General features: G+C 68.5%; 15 protein-coding genes. 9 read left to right on the top strand and 6 right to left on the bottom strand.

Features of this window, described 5'->3' with window-relative positions:
• The first annotated feature begins 51 nt into the window (after nucleotides 1–51).
• Genes wrbA through LMA02_RS06860 form a run of 4 tightly spaced genes read left to right on the top strand, consistent with a single transcriptional unit; the run spans nucleotide 52 to nucleotide 3,356 of the window.
• Complete coding sequence (wrbA, locus tag LMA02_RS06875; RefSeq protein ID WP_228907396.1) at nucleotides 52–672, top strand: NAD(P)H:quinone oxidoreductase; 621 nt, start codon at nucleotides 52–54, stop codon at nucleotides 670–672.
• Entirely contained in the window at nucleotides 669–1,061 is a 393-nt protein-coding gene (locus tag LMA02_RS06870) for a DUF2069 domain-containing protein (protein ID WP_228907395.1), read from the top strand. Before wrbA ends, LMA02_RS06870 begins: the two co-directional genes overlap by 4 nt.
• A 20-nt stretch (nucleotides 1,062–1,081) precedes the next feature.
• A complete protein-coding gene (locus LMA02_RS06865; protein WP_228907618.1) occupies nucleotides 1,082–2,503 on the top strand; it encodes an FAD-binding oxidoreductase in 1,422 nt (473 codons plus the stop codon).
• 25 nt (nucleotides 2,504–2,528) lie between these two features.
• Entirely contained in the window at nucleotides 2,529–3,356 is an 828-nt protein-coding gene (locus tag LMA02_RS06860) for a metallophosphoesterase (RefSeq protein ID WP_228907394.1), read from the top strand.
• A gap of 56 nt (nucleotides 3,357–3,412) precedes the next feature.
• On the opposite strand, the gene LMA02_RS06855 is transcribed toward LMA02_RS06860, so the two are convergent.
• Both LMA02_RS06855 and LMA02_RS06850 read right to left on the bottom strand, forming a co-directional pair.
• On the bottom strand, nucleotides 3,413–3,592 hold the full coding sequence (locus tag LMA02_RS06855; protein ID WP_228907657.1) for a hypothetical protein: 180 nt from the start codon (nucleotides 3,590–3,592) through the stop codon (nucleotides 3,413–3,415).
• A gap of 97 nt (nucleotides 3,593–3,689) precedes the next feature.
• Entirely contained in the window at nucleotides 3,690–4,631 is a 942-nt protein-coding gene (locus tag LMA02_RS06850) for a LysR family transcriptional regulator (RefSeq protein WP_228907393.1), read from the bottom strand.
• A 157-nt stretch (nucleotides 4,632–4,788) separates the two neighbouring features.
• On the opposite strand from LMA02_RS06850, the gene LMA02_RS06845 reads away from it, so the two are divergent.
• Genes LMA02_RS06845 through LMA02_RS06830 form a run of 4 tightly spaced genes read left to right on the top strand, consistent with a single transcriptional unit; the run spans nucleotide 4,789 to nucleotide 9,689 of the window.
• Nucleotides 4,789–6,381: an efflux transporter outer membrane subunit gene (locus LMA02_RS06845; protein ID WP_228907392.1), complete on the top strand. Its 1,593-nt coding sequence runs from the start codon at nucleotides 4,789–4,791 to the stop codon at nucleotides 6,379–6,381.
• Nucleotides 6,382–6,396: 15 nt separating this feature from the next.
• Nucleotides 6,397–8,598: an FUSC family protein gene (locus LMA02_RS06840; protein ID WP_228907391.1), complete on the top strand. Its 2,202-nt coding sequence runs from the start codon at nucleotides 6,397–6,399 to the stop codon at nucleotides 8,596–8,598.
• Nucleotides 8,595–8,798 carry a DUF1656 domain-containing protein gene (locus LMA02_RS06835; RefSeq protein WP_006755504.1) on the top strand — a complete coding sequence of 68 codons (204 nt, stop codon included), beginning with the start codon at nucleotides 8,595–8,597 and terminating at the stop codon, nucleotides 8,796–8,798. Before LMA02_RS06840 ends, LMA02_RS06835 begins: the two co-directional genes overlap by 4 nt.
• Before the next feature lie 12 nt (nucleotides 8,799–8,810).
• Nucleotides 8,811–9,689, top strand: a complete 879-nt coding sequence (locus LMA02_RS06830) for an HlyD family secretion protein (RefSeq protein WP_006755503.1) — start codon at nucleotides 8,811–8,813, stop codon at nucleotides 9,687–9,689.
• An 18-nt stretch (nucleotides 9,690–9,707) separates the two neighbouring features.
• Here LMA02_RS06830 and LMA02_RS06825 read toward each other — a convergent pair whose 3' ends face one another.
• The gene (locus LMA02_RS06825; RefSeq protein ID WP_228907390.1) at nucleotides 9,708–11,381 is read right to left on the bottom strand and encodes a methyl-accepting chemotaxis protein; all 1,674 of its coding nucleotides are present in this window, start codon (nucleotides 11,379–11,381) and stop codon (nucleotides 9,708–9,710) included.
• A 395-nt stretch (nucleotides 11,382–11,776) separates the two neighbouring features.
• On the opposite strand from LMA02_RS06825, the gene LMA02_RS06820 reads away from it, so the two are divergent.
• Nucleotides 11,777–13,015 carry an MFS transporter gene (locus LMA02_RS06820; protein WP_228907389.1) on the top strand — a complete coding sequence of 413 codons (1,239 nt, stop codon included), beginning with the start codon at nucleotides 11,777–11,779 and terminating at the stop codon, nucleotides 13,013–13,015.
• 69 nt (nucleotides 13,016–13,084) lie between these two features.
• Here LMA02_RS06820 and LMA02_RS06815 read toward each other — a convergent pair whose 3' ends face one another.
• From LMA02_RS06815 to LMA02_RS06805, 3 genes are read right to left on the bottom strand one after another with little or no spacing between them, the layout of a single operon-like run.
• Nucleotides 13,085–13,381, bottom strand: a complete 297-nt coding sequence (locus tag LMA02_RS06815; protein WP_228907388.1) for a hypothetical protein — start codon at nucleotides 13,379–13,381, stop codon at nucleotides 13,085–13,087.
• 11 nt (nucleotides 13,382–13,392) lie between these two features.
• Nucleotides 13,393–14,202, bottom strand: coding sequence for a 5'-methylthioadenosine/adenosylhomocysteine nucleosidase (locus LMA02_RS06810; RefSeq protein ID WP_228907387.1), 810 nt, complete (start codon nucleotides 14,200–14,202; stop codon nucleotides 13,393–13,395).
• Nucleotides 14,199–16,562 (bottom strand): UvrD-helicase domain-containing protein, encoded by a 2,364-nt coding sequence (locus LMA02_RS06805; RefSeq protein ID WP_228907386.1) that lies wholly within the window; start codon nucleotides 16,560–16,562, stop codon nucleotides 14,199–14,201. Before LMA02_RS06805 ends, LMA02_RS06810 begins: the two co-directional genes overlap by 4 nt.
• Nucleotides 16,563–16,768: the final 206 nt, after the last annotated feature.

Genomic DNA, 16,768 nt, shown 5'->3' with positions numbered 1-16,768 from the left:
AGGGGCCGACTGCACCGGGCATCCGCGCGGCCGCACGCGGCCCCGTCGCCCATGAAAGACATTCTCGTCCTCTATTACAGCCGTCACGGCGCCACGCGAGATCTCGCGCTCGCGATCGCGAACGGCGTCGACAGCGTGCCCGGCATGCAGGCGCGCATCCGCACCGTGCCGTCCGTCTCGACGGTTTGCGAAGCCACCGCCCCCGACATCCCCGCCGACGGCCCGCCGTACGCGGAACTGCGCGATCTCGAGGAATGCGCGGGCCTCGCGCTCGGCTCGCCGACCCGCTTCGGCAACATGGCCGCCTCGCTCAAGTATTTCCTCGACGGCACGACCCCGCAATGGCTGTCGGGCGCGCTGACCGGCAAGCCGGCGAGCGTGTTCACGTCGACCGGCAGCCTGCACGGCGGCCAGGAATCGACGCTGCTGTCGATGATGCTGCCGCTGCTGCATCACGGGATGATGATCGTCGGGATCCCGTACACGGAAGCCGCGCTCAGCACGACGCGCACCGGCGGCACGCCTTACGGCGCGTCGCACGTGTCGCAGCACGATCGCAGCGCGGCCGCGGGGCTGTCGGCCGACGAAAAAGCGCTCGCGGCCGCGCTCGGCGTGCGGCTCGCCCGCGCGGCGGCCGCGCTGTCCGCCGCTCAGGCGACCGAAGCCGCATGAACGCGCCCGCCCGCCCCGCCGTCGTCGCCCGGCCGCGCTACGCACTGGCCGCCGCCGCGTGCCTGGTCGCGCTGATCGCGCTGTCGCTCGCATGGGAGCTGTGGCTCGCGCCGCTGCGCCCGGGCGGCTCGGCGCTGATGCTCAAGGCCGTGCCGCTCGCGCTCGCGCTGCCCGGCGTCTGGCGGCGTAACATCTATACGATGCAGTGGGCGAGCATGCTGATCCTCGTCTATTTTGCCGAAGGCATCGTGCGCGGCATGTCCGACCGCGGGCTGTCCGCGACGCTCGGCTGGTGCGAGACCGCGCTCGCCGTCGGCTTCTTCGTGGCGGCGCTTGCCTACGTCGCGCCGTTCAAGCGCTTGGCGAAAAAGCAGCGCGCTGCGTCCTGACCCTTACGCGACCGACCGTGATGATTTCTTCCGAAGCCTTCGTATCCGCCTGCCGCGACGCGATCGGCGCCGCCGGCGTGCTGACCGATCTGCACGACACCGAACCGTTCCTGACCGACTGGCGCCGCCGCTACAAGGGCAGCGCGTGCGCGGTGCTGAAACCGGCCGATACGGCGGAAGTCGCCGCGCTCGTCCGGCTCGCGAACGCGCACGGCGTCGCGCTCGTGCCGCAGGGCGGCAACACGGGCCTCGCCGGCGGCGCGACGCCCGACGCGAGCGGCGGCCAGGCCGTGCTGAGCCTCGCGCGCCTGAACCGCGTGCGCGCGCTCGATCCGCACAACAACACGATCACGGTCGAAGCCGGCGTGATCCTCGCGGACGTGCAGGCGCGCGCCCGCGAAGGCGGCCGGCTGTTCGCGCTGAGCCTCGCCGCCGAAGGCAGCTGCACAATCGGCGGCAACCTGTCGACCAACGCGGGCGGCACCGCGGTGCTGCGCTACGGCAACGCCCGCGAACTGTGCCTCGGGCTCGAGGTCGTGACGCCGCAGGGCGAGATCTGGGACGGCCTGCGCGGGCTGCGCAAGGACAACACCGGCTACGACCTGCGCGACCTGTTCATCGGCGCGGAAGGCACGCTCGGGATCATCACGGCCGCCGTGATGAAGCTGCATCCGCTGCCCGCCGCGCAAGTCACCGCGCTGGCCGCGCTCGCGTCGCCGCACGCGGCGCTCGACTTCCTCGCGCTCGCGCAGCGCGCGGCCGGCCCGCTGCTGACCGGCTTCGAGCTGATGTCGGACTTCTGCATGCAACTCGTCGGCAAGCACTATCCGCAGCTGCGCTACCCGTTCGATCGCCCCCATGCGCAGACGGTGCTGCTCGAGCTGTCGGACAACGAGAGCGAAGCGCATGCGCGCGCGCTGTTCGAGAAGCTGATGGAAGAGGCGTTCGAGGCGGGGCTCGTGGTCGACGCGGTGGTCGCGGAAAATCTCGCGCAATCGCGCGCGTTCTGGGGCCTGCGCGAACACATTCCGCTCGCCCAGGCCGACGAGGGACTCAACATCAAGCACGACATCGCGGTGCCGATCTCGTCGATCGCACGCTTCATCGACGAAACCGACGCGGCGATCCAGCAGGCCGCGCCGGGCGCGCGGATGGTCACGTTCGGCCACCTCGGCGACGGCAACCTGCACTACAACGTGCAGACGCCCGAAGGCGGCGACCCGAAGGCGTTCCTCGCGGAATTCCAGAAGCCGATCAACCGGATCGTCTACGACAACGTGCATCGCCACCACGGCACGATCAGCGCGGAACACGGGATCGGCCAGTTGAAGATCGACGACGCGCAGCGCTACAAGTCGCCGGTCGAAACGGCGCTCATGCGCACGCTGAAGACGGCGCTCGACCCGCGCGGGCTGATGAATCCCGGCAAGGTCCTGCGCTGAAGCCCCCCACCCCGGAGCGACGTCCATGAGAATCCGCGTCCTGTCCGACCTGCATCTCGAATGCAACCAGCCCGACACGATCGTGCATGCCGACGCGGATCTCGTCGTGCTGGCCGGCGACATCCACAATCATGCGGAAGGCCTGCGCTGGGCCGCCGAGACGTTCGATCCGGACGTGCCGGTGGTCTACGTGCCGGGCAACCACGAGTACTACGACGGGGAATTCGGCGCGCTCGAAACCGCGATGCGCGACGCCGCGCATACGCTCGACCACGTGCATTATCTGAACAACGGCGTGTACGTCGATCCGGCGCGGCGCTTTCGGGTGCTGGGCACGACACTGTGGAGCGATTTCACGCTGTTCGGCGCGGACGATGCGAGCGTCGCGCGCGCGATCGAGGCCGGCCTGCGCGTGATGCTCGATTTCAAGGGATTGATCCAGGTGACGTGGCCGCATGAAGCCGCGCTGCATGCGGGCGGCACGCCGGAGCGGGACTTCACGCCCGCCGACGCGATCGCGCTGCACCACCACGGCCGCGCGTGGCTGGAAGCGCGGCTCGCGACGCCGTTCGCGGGCCGGACGATCGTCGTCACCCATCATGCGCCGCATCTGCGCTCGCTCGCGGAGCGTTACGCGGAGGACCTGGCGTCGGCGGGATTCGTCACGGACATGGCGGAACTCGTGCGGCCGCCCGTGGACCTGTGGATCCACGGCCACACGCATACTTCATTCGATTACGTGACCGACAGCGGCACGCACGTGGTGTGCAACCCGCGCGGCTATATCTACCGGCGCACCGGCGAGGTGGAAAATCCCGCGTTTGCGTGGGACAAAGTGGTCGAGCTCGGCTGAACGCCGGGCCATGCGGCCGCGCGATGCGGCCCTCTCCGATCCGGAATGCCGGCCGATCAGCGGTCGGCGCGGCGCGATCCGTTCGACGACGCGCGCACCGGCACCGGCTTCATGCGTGCCTTCATCGCGCGCAGCAGATCACGCGTGGCCGCGGCGGCCGCCGCCGCGCCAAGCAGAACGCCAAGGCCGATCATCAATTGCGTATCCATTGCGACTCCGGGTGTGGGCAGATCCATGTCTCTATGTTTCAACAGTATCAAACTGTCTGCCGCCCGATGGTAAAAAAATGTTGCGCGAACGACAAATCTCGTCAGATCGGGCTCGGGCGCGCCATCATGTCGCAGCCGTGAACTGCGCGAGCGCGGCTTCGTCGGCTTCGAGCGTGGCCGGCAACTCGTCGCGCAGGAAATCGACCCAGGTACGGATTTTCGCGTCGAGGTACTGACGCGACGGATACAGCGCGTAGATGTTCATCACGTGCGACCGGTATTCGGGCATCACGCGCACGATGTCGCCGCTGCGCAGCCCGCCGATCGCCGAATAGAGCGGCAACCCGCCGATCCCCATCCCTTCCCGCACGGCCACCGCGAGCGCCTCGGCGACGTTCACGCGGAACGGCGGCGCCGTGATCGGAATCACCTCGTCGCCGCGCGGCCCCGACAGCGCCCACTCGGCGAAGTGAAAGCCCGGCGCGACCATCCCGAGACAGATGTGCTGCTCGAGATCCGCCGGCGTATGCGGCGCGCCGTGTGCGTCGACATAGGCGGGCGATGCGCACACCACGCTGTAGCTCTCGCCGAGCCGCTGCGACACGAGCCCCGAATCGGGCAGGTCGCGGCCGACGACGATCGCGACGTCGTACCCCTCGTCGAGCAGGTCGGGCATCCGCTGCGCGAGCGTCAGCTCGACGTGGACGTCCGGATAGCGCTGCCGATAGCGCGCAATGGCCGGCACCAGGTAGTGCTGCCCGAGGCTGGTAAAGCAATGGACCTTCAGCTTGCCCGACGGGCGCGCGTGCGCGTCGCCCGCTTCGGCTTCAGCCTGGTCGACGTACGCGAGGATCTGCTCGCAGCGCTGCAGGTAACGCTCGCCCGCTTCGGTCAGCGCGATCCGGCGTGTCGTCCGGTTGAGAAGGCGCGTGCGCAGGTGCGCCTCGAGATCCGACACGGCGCGCGACGCATAGGCGGTCGTCGAATTCATCTGCTGGGCGGCCGCGGTAAAGCTTCCCGCGTCGACCACGCGGACGAATACCCGCATGTTTTGTAACGTATCCATCCCATTACCCCTTTGAATCCGGGTGGATTGTTGCACAGGGGCCAACAAATATTATCTCAGGATTCGTAAAAATGACTTGCACCGTTGTCCATTTATTCAGGAATCACTGAAAAATATAATCGCATCCGACTCATCTATATCCGAAAGGGAGAAAATCGTGCGGTCTCCGGCAACAAAAGGGACGCTGGCACTGGCGGTTCTTGCAGTCTCATTAATAATGACCGGCTGCGCGAGCATGGGCGACAACAAGCCCAAGTCCACCCGCATCGAAGCGAACACGCTCGACGCCGGCGCGGCCATCCGCGCGGCCGACCGCGACGCGGGCTGGCCCGCGTCCGACTGGTGGCGCGCGTACCGCGATCCGCAGCTCGACGCGTGGATCGCCGCCGCCCAGGCCGGCAACCCGACCCTCGCGGCAGCCGAGGCCCGCGTGCGCGAAGCGCAGGCGATGGCACGCGTCGCCCGGTCGGCGGAACTGCCGCAGATCAACGGCAACCTGTCGCTGATGCGCCAGCACTGGCCCGACAACGTCTACTACGGCCCGGGGCCGCTCGCCGACACCGACACGTGGAACAACACCGGCACGCTCGGCCTGTCGTACCACCTCGATCTCTGGGGCAAGGACAAGAACGCGACCGAGCGCGCGCTCGACACCGCGCATGCGACCGCGGCCGACGCACGGGCGGCGAGGCTCGAGCTCGACGTCAACGTCGTGCGCGCGTATGTCGGCATGTCGATGAACTACGCGCTGCTCGACCTCGCGCATGAGACGTTCGAACGCCAGCGCTCGCTGGCCGATCTCGCGCGCAAGCGTCTGCAGGCCGGGCTCGGCACGCAGCTCGAAGTCAGCCAGGCCGAATCGACGCTGCCCGACTATGAGCGCCAGATCGACACCTACGAAGAAGCCATCCAGCTCGCGCGCCACCAGCTCGCCGCGCTCGCGGGCAAGGGCCCGGGCGCCGGCGACGCGATCAAGCGGCCGAGCCTGTCGCTCGACGCGCCGGCCGGCCTGCCGTCCGCGATGCCGGCCGACCTGCTCGGCCGCCGCCCGGACGTCGTTGCGGCCCGCTGGACGGTCGACGCGCAGGCCCGCGGCATCGACGTCGCGAAAGCCTCGTTCTACCCGAACATCGACCTGCTCGCGACGGTCGGCGGCTTCGGCGTGACCGCGCCGTTCACCGACTTCCTGCGTGCGATGAACGGCGGCTGGACGGCCGGCCCCGCGCTGTCGCTGCCGATCTTCGAAGGCGGCCGCCTGCGCGCGCAACTCGGTGCCGCCGATGCCGGCTACGACCAGGCGGTCGAGCGTTACAACCAGACGGTCGTCGGCGCGCTGAAGGACATCGCCGACCAAGTCGTGCGGATCCGCTCGCTCGAAACGCAGAAGAAGGACGCCGCGCGCTCGGTGGCCGCCAACGATCGCAGCTACCAGCTGTCGCGCGAAGGCTTCCGCCGCGGGCTGACCGATTACGTGAACGTGCTGATCGCGCAACAGCAGCTGCTGCGCGCGCAGGAGACGGCGGCCCGCATCGACGCGGAACGCCTCGCCGCGCACGCGCAACTCATGGCCGCGCTCGGCGGCGGCGTCGAAACGGGTCAGGACGGACCGGGCGACCATCCGTCGCGCGACGAATCCGCCGCTGGTGCCGCCGCGCCGGCAGCCGCATCGGGTGCGAAGCCCGTCGCGGCCATCGCCCGGCCCGCGCAGGTCGCGACGGCCGGCGCGCGCGCCACGCCGGCCGCACGGTAACGCGGAGCGACCGCCATGTCAGTCTCCTCCTCCGCTTCCACGCACGCCGGCGGCCCGCTCGCGGCCTGGTACGCCGCGTTCGGCGACTGGGCCCGCAGCGACGGCGCCGCGTGGCTCTATCTGTTCAAGGCACTGCTCGCCGCGTTCATCGCGACCGGCGTGTCGATGCGGCTCGACCTGCCGGCGCCGAAGACGGCGATGACCACGGTGTTCATCGTGATGCAGCCGCAAAGCGGCGCCGTGCTCGCGAAAAGCTTCTACCGGGTCGCCGGCACGATCTTCGGGCTGATCGCGACGCTCACGTTCGTCGGACTGTTCCCGCAGCAGCCGCAGCTGTTCCTGCTTGCGGTCGCGCTGTGGATCGCACTGTGCACGGCCGGTGCCGCGCGCAACCGCAACTTCCGCAGCTACGGCTTCCTGCTCGCCGGCTATACGACCGCGCTGATCGGCCTGCCCGCGTCGCAGCATCCGGACGGCGCGTTCATGAGCGCCATGACGCGCGTGTCCGAGGTCATCATCGGGATCGTGTCGGCCGGCGTCGTCAGCGCGCTCGTGTTTCCGCAGTACACGGGCGAGCAGATGCGCACGACGGTACGCAAGCGCTTCGGCAGCTTCGTCGACTACGTCGCGGCGGCACTGTCGGGCAAGCTCGACCGCGCGCACATCGAAACGATCCATACGCGCTTCGTCGCCGACGTGGTCGGTTTCGAGGCCGCGCGCAGCATGGCCGTGTTCGAGGATCCGGACACGCGGATGCGCAGCGGCCGCCTCGCGCGGCTGAACAGCGAGTTCATGAGCGTGTCGAGCCGCTTCCATGCGCTGCACCAGCTGATGAACCGGCTGCGCGCGGCCGGCGCACAGGCCGCGATCGATGCGATCGAGCCGTACTTCCGCGAGATCGCGCCGCTCTTGACCCGCAATGGCGAACCCGTGCGCACGTCGACCGACGCGGCGCGCGCGGCCGAACAGCTGCTTGCATGGCGCGACGCGCTGCCGCGCCGCATTCGCGCGACGCGCGCGGCGCTCGAAGCGCAGCCGGATTTTCCGCTGCTCGACTTCGACACGGCCGCCGAGCTGCTGTACCGCTTCATCACCGACCTGCACGAATACGCGGCGACCTATGCGTCGCTGTCGACCGCGACGCACGAGCGCGAACGCTGGATCGAGCGCTACGAGCCGCGCACCAACGTGACGGCGATGGTAATCGCCGCGATCCGCACCGCGACCGTGATCCTCGTGCTCGGCTGGTTCTGGATCGAGACCGCGTGGCCGAGCGGCGTGACGATGACGCTGACGGCGGCGGCCACCTGCGCGCTCGCGTCGTCGACGCCGCGCCCGACCGCGATGTCCGCGCAGATGGGTATCGGGACGGCCCTGGCCGTCTGCACGGGTTTCCTGCTGATGTTCGGCATCTACCCGCACATCGACGGCTTCCCGCTGCTGTGCGTGGCGCTCGCGCCGCTGCTCGCGATCGGCATCTACATGACGTTGAAGCCGAAGCTCGCGGGCTACGGGATGGGCTACCTGATCTTCTTCTGTTTCCTCGCCGGCCCGGACAACATCACGCACTACGACCCGACGAGCTTCATGAACGATGCGCTCGCGCTGGTGCTGTCGATGCTGGTTTCGGCGATCGCGTTCGCGGTGCTGTTCCCGCCGACCGCGCCGTGGCTGAAGAAGCGGCTGTTCGCCGACCTGCGCCATCAGGTGGTCGCGGCCTGCCACGCACGGCTGGCCGGCTTGCGCACGCGCTTCGAGAGCGGCGCGCGCGACCTGATGTATCAGGCGCACACGCTGTCGGCCGACCAGCCCGACGTGCAGCGCGACGCGCTGCGCTGGATGTTCGCGGTGCTGGAAACGGGCAACGCGGTGCTCGACCTGCGCGCCGAGCTGGCGACGCTGCCGTCCGACCCGCGCCATGCGCCGACGACGCCGTGGCGACGCGCGATCGAGACGATGCGCACCGCGCTGTCCGCGCTGTTCAGCAAGCCGAGCGCGAAGCGCTTCGACGCGACGCTCGCGGCGGTCAACGCCGCGATCGACGCAACCCGGCACACACTCGATGCCGTCACGTCGTCGCGCGACGAGCGCCACCGGCTGCAGCGCATCCTGAGCCATCTGCATTTCGTACGCACGGCGCTGCTCGATCCGGAATCGCCGCTCGAGCCGCTCAACCGCAACCGCCCCGTGCGTCCCCAACAAGGAGCCTCGTCATGATGCCGCGTGAAATCGCCATTCTCGATGCCTACATGCCCACGGTGGTCCTGATGTTCGTCCTGGGTGCGCTGGCGACCTGGGCCGTCGACCGCGTGCTCGCCTATACGGGCCTCTACCGTCACGTCTGGCACCCGTCGTTGTTCCGCGCGTGCCTTCTCGTCTGCATTTGCGGCGGACTGAGTCTTGCCGTTTACCGTTGATTCCGAACCATCATGATTCTCAGAAAACTCTTCGGCTTCGTCGCGACCGCCGTCATCCTTCTCGTCGCGATCCTGATCGGGCGCTCGCTGTGGGTGCACTACATGGACGATCCCTGGACCCGCGACGGGCGCGTGCGCGCCGAGATCGTCAACGTCGCGCCGGACGTGTCGGGCGCGATCGTCGAGTTGCCCGTGCATGACAACCAGCTCGTGAAAAAGGGCGACCTGATCATGCAGATCGACCCGTCGCACTACCAGATCGCGGTCGAGCAGGCACAGGCGGCCGTCGCCGCCCGCCGCGCGGAACTGCAGATGCGCCGCGACGACGCGGCCCGCCGCGCCGACCTCGACGCGCTCGTCGTGTCGAAGGAAAACCGCGAGAACGCGGCGCACAGCGCGTCCAGCGCCGACGCGCAGTACCAGCAGGCGATCGCCGCGCTCGACGCCGCGAAGCTCAATCTCGAACGCACGCGCGTGGTCGCGCCGGTCGACGGCTACGTCACGAACCTGCAGACGTTCAAGGGCAACTACGCGGTAGCCGGCCAGGCGAAGCTCGCGATCGTCGACAGCCACTCGTTCTGGGTCTACGGCTACTTCGAGGAAACCAAGCTGCCGCGCGTGAAGATCGGCGCCCCCGCCGAGATGCGGCTGATGAGCGGCGGCGTGATGAAAGGTCACGTCGAGAGCATCTCGCGCGGCATCTACGATCGCGACAACCCGCAAAGCCGCGACCTCGTCGCGGACGTGAACCCGACCTTCAACTGGGTGCGCCTCGCGCAGCGCGTGCCGGTACGCATCCGGATCGACGAAGTGCCGGCCGACGTGGTGCTGTCGGCGGGCACGACCTGCACGGTCATCATCGACCCGGACCAGCAGAAGAAGAAGTCGTAAGCGCCGGCGGCCGGGCGCTTACGCCGCGATGCGAAAGCGTCCGACCAGCGACTTGAGCGCCTGCGCCTGCTCGTCGAGCGCATTCGCCGCGGCAGCCGCCTGTTCGACGAGTGCCGCGTTCTGCTGGGTGCCGGAATCCATCTGCATGACCGCGCGGCCGATCTCGTCGATCCCGGCGCTCTGCTCGTCCGACGCCGCGGAGATTTCGCCGATGATGTCGGTCACGCGCTTGACCGCCCGCACCACGTCGTCCATCGTGCGGCCCGCATCGTGCGCGAGCGCCGCGCCGTTCGCGACGCGCTCGACCGACGCGCCGATCAATCCACGGATCTCCTTCGCCGCACTCGCCGCGCGCTGCGCGAGCAGTCGCACCTCGCCCGCGACCACCGAAAAACCGCGGCCCTGCTCGCCTGCGCGCGCCGCTTCGACCGCCGCGTTCAACGCGAGGATGTTGGTCTGGAAGGCAATCCCCTCGATCGTGCCGATGATGTCGCGGATGTTCTTCGCGCTGTCGTCGATCTCGCTCATCGTCGCGACCACGCGCCCGACGACTTCGCCGCCGGCCTCCGCGACGGCCGATGCATTGGCCGCGAGCGCGCTCGCCTGCCGCGCGTTTTCGGCGTTCTGCCGCACCGTCGACGTGAGCTGCTCCATGCTGGCCGCGGTGCGCTCGAGCGCGACGGCCTGCTGCTCGGTACGCCGCGACAGGTCGAGATTGCCGGTCGAGATCTCGCCGGACGCAGCCGCGATCGCCTCGGCGCTCACGGCGATCTCGCCGACGGTCGCCGCGAGCCCGGTCTGCATGTCGGACAGCGCACGCACCATGCTGTCGCGGTCGTGGCGGCCGAGCGGGATCGGCCGCGTGAGGTCGCCGCGCGCGATGTCGGCGGCGATCGCCTTCGCATCGGCGGGCTCGCCGCCGAGCTGCGACGCGAGGCGGCGCACGACCCGTTCGGCGATCACGATCGCCAGCACGAACAGCGCGGCCGTCATCGCCGCGATCATCGCGAACGACGACGAGAAGATCGTTGCGGACGCATCGAGCGTCGCCTTCGACTTCGCGCCGCGCGTTTTCACCAGCATGGCGACGAGCTTCTCGAGCTTGCCGGTCTCGACCAGTAGCGACACGTCCTGCGTGCCGACCTGCCAGTTCATCTGCGACAGGTCGAGCGGCTGCGCCTGCACGAGCGCGACGAAATCGCGCAGATGGCCGCTCCACGTGCCGACCGCCATCGAGAATGCGCGCAGTCGCGCGGAATCGTCCGCATCGGCCGGATCCGCGTAACGCTGCAGTGTCACGAGCGCCTGGCCGATCGACGCGAGCCCGGCGCGAACCTCGGCGCCCAGGTCGTCGCGCTCCTTCGCGGTGGTCGCGGTCAGCAGCATCTTCTGCGCGCGGCTCGCACGCAGCACCTCGGCGCGCACTTCCTCCGCCGCGCGGCTCGCGACGTGCCCCTGCTCGTAGACCGACGCGATCGACGCGTTCAACCGGCTGATCTGCCATAGCGAAAACACGCCGATCGCGAGCGTGCCGGCCAGCAGGATCGCGAACGCCGCGCGCAACGTCGCCTTGACCGTCCAGGGCCGGCTTTCGCGCCGGGCTACGCGCGGACGTCGTGTGGCGGGCCTGGCGGCTGCACCGGATGCGCTAGTGGCCGCACCCGGCCGCGGATGCAATGATGCTGCTTTCATCGATATATCCCCGTATTGATCCCACCGCCGGACAGGTCGGGTCCGGCGGTCACCGTGATGCCCGCCCGGCTCGTGGCCGGTGCGGTGCGCGGCGCGCCTCTGTTGCCGTTGCGTCGTTCTACGGCCGCTCTCGCCATTCCTTGAGTCCGGACAAACACCGATCCGAGCCCAGTGTGCCCGCGCTCACGGCAGACGCGCTGCCTGCGTTATACCCGGCCAAAAAAGGGCGGAATGGCCGATCAGCCGGCCCCGCGGCTGGCGGCGATGTCCGAATCGCGATAAAACTTGGCCTGACATTCTCGATACGCCACATTACACTTCTTTGACGCAACAACGATTCGAACGCGCCGATCCCCGTCAGAGCGCGTCCCGTCACCTCAACTCGCTCAGCTCACATGGAAACCAGCCTCGATACGGGTGCCGGCAACGCCGCCGCAGCCCAGCCGTCTGCTCCACCCGCGCCGCGCACCGTCTACCCGGTGCTCGGCGCGATCAGCTTCTCGCACATGCTCAACGACATGATCCAGTCGTTGATCCTCGCGATCTATCCGATGCTCAAGAGCCAGTTCGCGCTGTCGTTCGCGCAGATCGGCCTGATCACGCTGACCTACCAGATCACCGCATCGCTGCTGCAGCCGCTCATCGGGCTCTATACGGACAAGCGGCCGAAGCCCTATTCGCTGCCGGTCGGGATGGGCTTCACGCTCGCGGGGCTGCTGCTGATGTCGGCCGCGCAGAACTTCCCGACGCTGCTGGTGGCGGCGGCCCTGGTCGGCTGCGGCTCGTCGGTGTTCCACCCGGAATCGTCGCGGGTCGCGCGGATGGCGTCGGGGGGGCAGCACGGGCTCGCGCAGTCGCTGTTCCAGGTCGGCGGCAACGCCGGCTCGGCACTCGGGCCGCTGCTCGCCGCGCTGGTGATCATCCCGCACGGCCAGCACAGCATCGCGTGGTTCTCGGCGGCCGCGCTCGTCGCGATGGTCGTGCTCACGCAGATCGGCCACTGGTACAAGAAGCATCCGTCGATGAAGAAGAAGGCCGCGGCGGCCGGCCATCCGACGCTGTCGCCGCGCCGCGTGCTCGCCGCGATCGGCGTGCTGGTGCTGCTGGTGTTCTCGAAGTACTTCTACCTCGCGAGCATCAACAGCTATTTCACGTTCTATCTGATCGACAAGTTCCACCTGTCGGTGCAGGCCGCGCAGATCCACCTGTTCGTGTTCCTCGCCGCCGTGGCGGCCGGCACGCTGATCGGCGGGCCGGTCGGCGACCGGATCGGCCGCAAGTACGTGATCTGGGTGTCGATCCTCGGCGTCGCGCCGTTCACGCTGCTGCTGCCGTACGCGAACCTGTTCTGGACGAGCGTGCTGAGCGTGATCATCGGCATCGTGCTGGCGTCGGCGTTCGCCGCGATCCTCGTCTATGCGACGGAACTGATGCCCGGCAAGGTCGGGATGGTCGCGGGCCTGTTCTTCGGCTTCGCGTTCGGCCTGGGCGGCGTGGGCGCCGCCGTGCTCGGCCAGCTCGCGGACGCGACGAGCGTCACGTTCGTCTACAAGGTGTGCTCGTTCCTGCCGCTGATCGGCGTGCTGACGGTGTTCCTGCCGAACCTCGAAAGCGCTCGCCGCAAGAAGGCGTGACGAGCCGGCCGCGGCATGCGTGCCGCGGCCGGTGCCTCAATAAACGTTGCGAAGTGTGTCGCCAAAGGGCTATCGGTGCGGGGACTTTCGCATCCCACGATCGAAAATTCGAGCGCCCAGCAGGACCAGCGCCAACGCGATCACGAAGCTGACGCCGAGCATGGTACTGATCAGGATGTCACCCTGGCCGTGGACACCGAGCATGTCGAACACGTTGAACAACGGTTCGAACGCTCGCCAACCGGCGCCGCTTTGAAACCATTCATCCAGAGGAGAATTCGCCAGGCCGAGATAGACCGGGATCGTTAATGCGATCGCGGCGAACCAAGCCGCGCGATGCGTACCGTCATTGCAGCGCCTGAGCACGGCGCGCCTCCCTAAATGACTGCGGCGCCACGCTCCGTCGCATGCAGCGTCAGGAAACGCTTGAGGATGCCGGACGAATAGCTGCTCGCGATCGCCGACAGGAAGTGCGAGAACGACTGCGTCGCGTGGTCGTCGGCCGTATCGGAGATCGTGCGCACGAGGGCGAACGGCACGTCGTGTTCGGCGCACACCTGCGCGATCGCCGCGCCTTCCATCTCGACCGCAAGCGCGTCGGGCAGCGCGTCGCGCAGCGCGACGACCTCGTGCTCGCTCGACACGAAGCGGTCGCCGCTGATGATCAGCCCGCCGTGCAGCGACGCGCCGGCCAGCCCGAAACGCTCGGCGAACTGCGCGCCCTCCTCGGCGACGAACAGCGTGCATGCGGCCTTCAGGCGGGCCGTCAGTTCCAGGTCGGTCGCGAACCGCGTGATGCCGAGCAGCGGCACCTCGTAGCGCGGAAACAGCGGCGACGCATCGAGGTCGTGCTGCAGCAGCGTATCGGCGACGACGACGTCGCCGACGCGCACCGTGCGCGACACGCCGCCGGCGACACCGGTGAACACGACGCCGGACACGCCGAACACATGGATCAGCGCACTGACCGTCGCGGCGGCCGCGACCTTGCCGACCCGCGCGAGCGTGACGACGCAGGCCGCGCCGTGCACGGTGCCGAGGTGGTAGTCGCGGCGGCCGAGCGTGATCGTCTTCATCACGCCCTCGGCGCGCATCGCGGCGATCAGGTCGCCAAGCTCCTCGGGCAGCGCGGCCAGAATGCCGAGCGGGCGCGTCGAAACCATTTCAACCATGTCAATGCTCATCATTCCACCGCCTGCAGTTTCGCGACCGCCAGCGCGAGCCACTTCTCGCCGTGCCGCTTGAACTTCACCTGCGCCTTCGCATCGGCGCCGTTGCCTTCGAGCGCGGTGACCGTGCCCTCGCCGAACTTGGTATGAAATACCTGCTGGCCGACGCGAAAGCCCGTGTCGGCCGCGCGCTGCTTGTTCGCGAACGCCGGCAGCGGCGCGGAAACCGCCGCGTCGACGACCTGCTCGCGACTGCCGCCGCCCGGCCGCGAGAACCAGTCGCGTCCCCAGCCGGCGTTGTCCGAGCGGCCGCCCCAGCGCGAGCCCGCCTCGACCTTCGGCGTCAACCACTTCAGCACGTGCTCCGGCAATTCGTCGAAGAAGCGCGAGCGCACGTTGTAGCGCGTCTGGCCGTGCAGCATCCGGCTCTGCGCGAACGACAGGTAGAGCCGCTCCTTCGCGCGCGTGATCGCGACGTACATCAGCCGGCGCTCTTCCTCGAGGCCGTCCGATTCGAGCACGCTGTTCTCGTGCGGGAACAGCCCTTCCTCGAGGCCGGTGATGAACACGGCCGAGAATTCGAGCCCCTTCGCCGCGTGCACCGTCATCAGCTGCACGGCGTCCTGGCCGGCCTGCGCCTGGTTGTCGCCGGCTTCGAGCGATGCGTGCGACAGGAAGCCCGCGAGCGGCGTCATCGTGTCGGGGTTCTGCGCGGGGTCATCGAGCGGCGCCGGATCCAGCACGTCGACCGACGGATCGTTCGCGTCCACGCCGAGCTCCGGCGCCGCGATCGCACCCGCGCGCAGCGGGATCGAGCGGGCCGGCGCGTCGAGCCCGTAGCCTTCCTCGCTGACGAACGCGGTGGCCGCGTTCACGAGTTCCTGCAAGTTCTCGAGGCGGTCCTGGCCTTCGCGCTCGCCCTGGTAGAAATCGGCGAGGCCGCTCGCGCGCACGACGTATTCGACCGTCTCGGGCAGGCTCATCTGCTGCGTCTCGGCGCGCATCTTCGCGATCAGCGTCGCGAACCCGCCAAGGCTCGTGCCGGCCTTGCCGGTCACGTACGGAATCGCGGCGGCCATCGAGCAGTCGTACAGGCGCGCGGCATCCGCGAGCTGCTCGATGGAGCGCGCGCCGATCCCGCGCGTCGGGAAGTTCACGACGCGGGCGAACGCGGTGTCGTCGTTCGGGTTGTCGATCAGGCGCAGGTACGCGAGCGCATGCTTCACTTCCTGGCGCTCGAAGAAGCGCAGGCCGCCGTACACACGATACGGAATGCCCGAGGTCATCAGCGTGTGCTCGATCGCGCGCGATTGCGCGTTGCTGCGATACAGGACCGCGACTTCGCTGCGCGACATCCCGGCGTTGATCAGCGAGCGGATCTCCTCGATGATCCAGCCGGCTTCCTGCGCATCGGTGCTCGCCTCGTACACGCGCACGGGCTCGCCATGGCCGGCGTCGGTGCGCAGGTTCTTGCCGAGGCGGTGCGCGTTGTTCGAGATCAGCTGGTTCGCCGCGTCGAGGATGTTGCCGTGCGACCGGTAGTTCTGCTCGAGCTTGATCAGGTTGCGCACGCGGAATTCGTCTTCGAAGTCGCGCATGTTGCCGACGTTCGCGCCGCGGAACGCGTAGATCGACTGGTCGTCGTCGCCGACCGCGAAGATCGCGTTCTCGCCGCCCGCGAGCATCTTCAGCCACGCGTACTGCAGCTTGTTGGTGTCCTGGAACTCGTCGACGAGGATGTGCTTGAAGCGTGCCTGGTAGTGCGCGCGCAGCGGCGCGTTGTACGCGAGCAGCTCGTAGCAGCGCAGCAGCAGCTCGGGGAAGTCGACGACGCCTTCGCGCTGGCATTGCTGGTCGTACGCCTGGTACAGCTCGACGAACTTGCGGTTGAAGTTGTCGGTCGCGTCGACCTTGTCGGGACGCAGCCCCTGCTCCTTCGCGTTGTTGATGAAGTACTGGACATTCTTCGGCGGGTACTTCTCGTCGTCGACGTTCGCCGCCTTCATCAGCCGCTTGATCGCGGACAGCTGGTCGGCCGTGTCGAGGATCTGGAAGGTCTGCGGCAGGCCGGCGTCGCGCCAGTGGGTGCGCAGCATCCGGTTGCACAGCCCGTGGAACGTGCCGATCCACATCCCGCGCGTGTCGATCGGCATCATCGCCGACAGGCGCGCCATCATCTCGCGCGCGGCCTTGTTCGTGAAGGTGACGGCCAGCACGGTGGGCGGCGACGCGTAGCCCTGCTGGATCAGCCACGCGATGCGGGTGATCAGCACGCGGGTCTTGCCGCTGCCCGCCCCCGCGAGGATCAGCGCCGGTTCGTTGGGCAACGTGACGGCGGCGTATTGTTCAGGGTTCAGATTGGCGAGCAGATCGGGCATGGAGCGGCAGCGGGCGTGCGAGAAAAATGCGGACCCGACATTATAAGTCGGCGGCGCGATGCCGTTTCCGATCCGTTCGGCCTCGCGCCGCCGCCGCGCCGCGAGCGCCTCCCGACGGACCGGCGCGGACCCTGCAATGGCTGGCCGATGTGCATCCATTTATAATTGTCGGATTCGGCATCCAATTCACGCATTTTTCGGCAGAT

Origin of the sequence: Burkholderia sp. B21-005, from assembly GCF_020843965.1 — a bacterium.
Classification (GTDB): Bacteria; Pseudomonadota; Gammaproteobacteria; order Burkholderiales; family Burkholderiaceae; genus Burkholderia; species Burkholderia ambifaria.
Note: the sequence above shows the minus strand (reverse complement) of the source record. Positions and strands in the feature narration are given on the sequence as shown.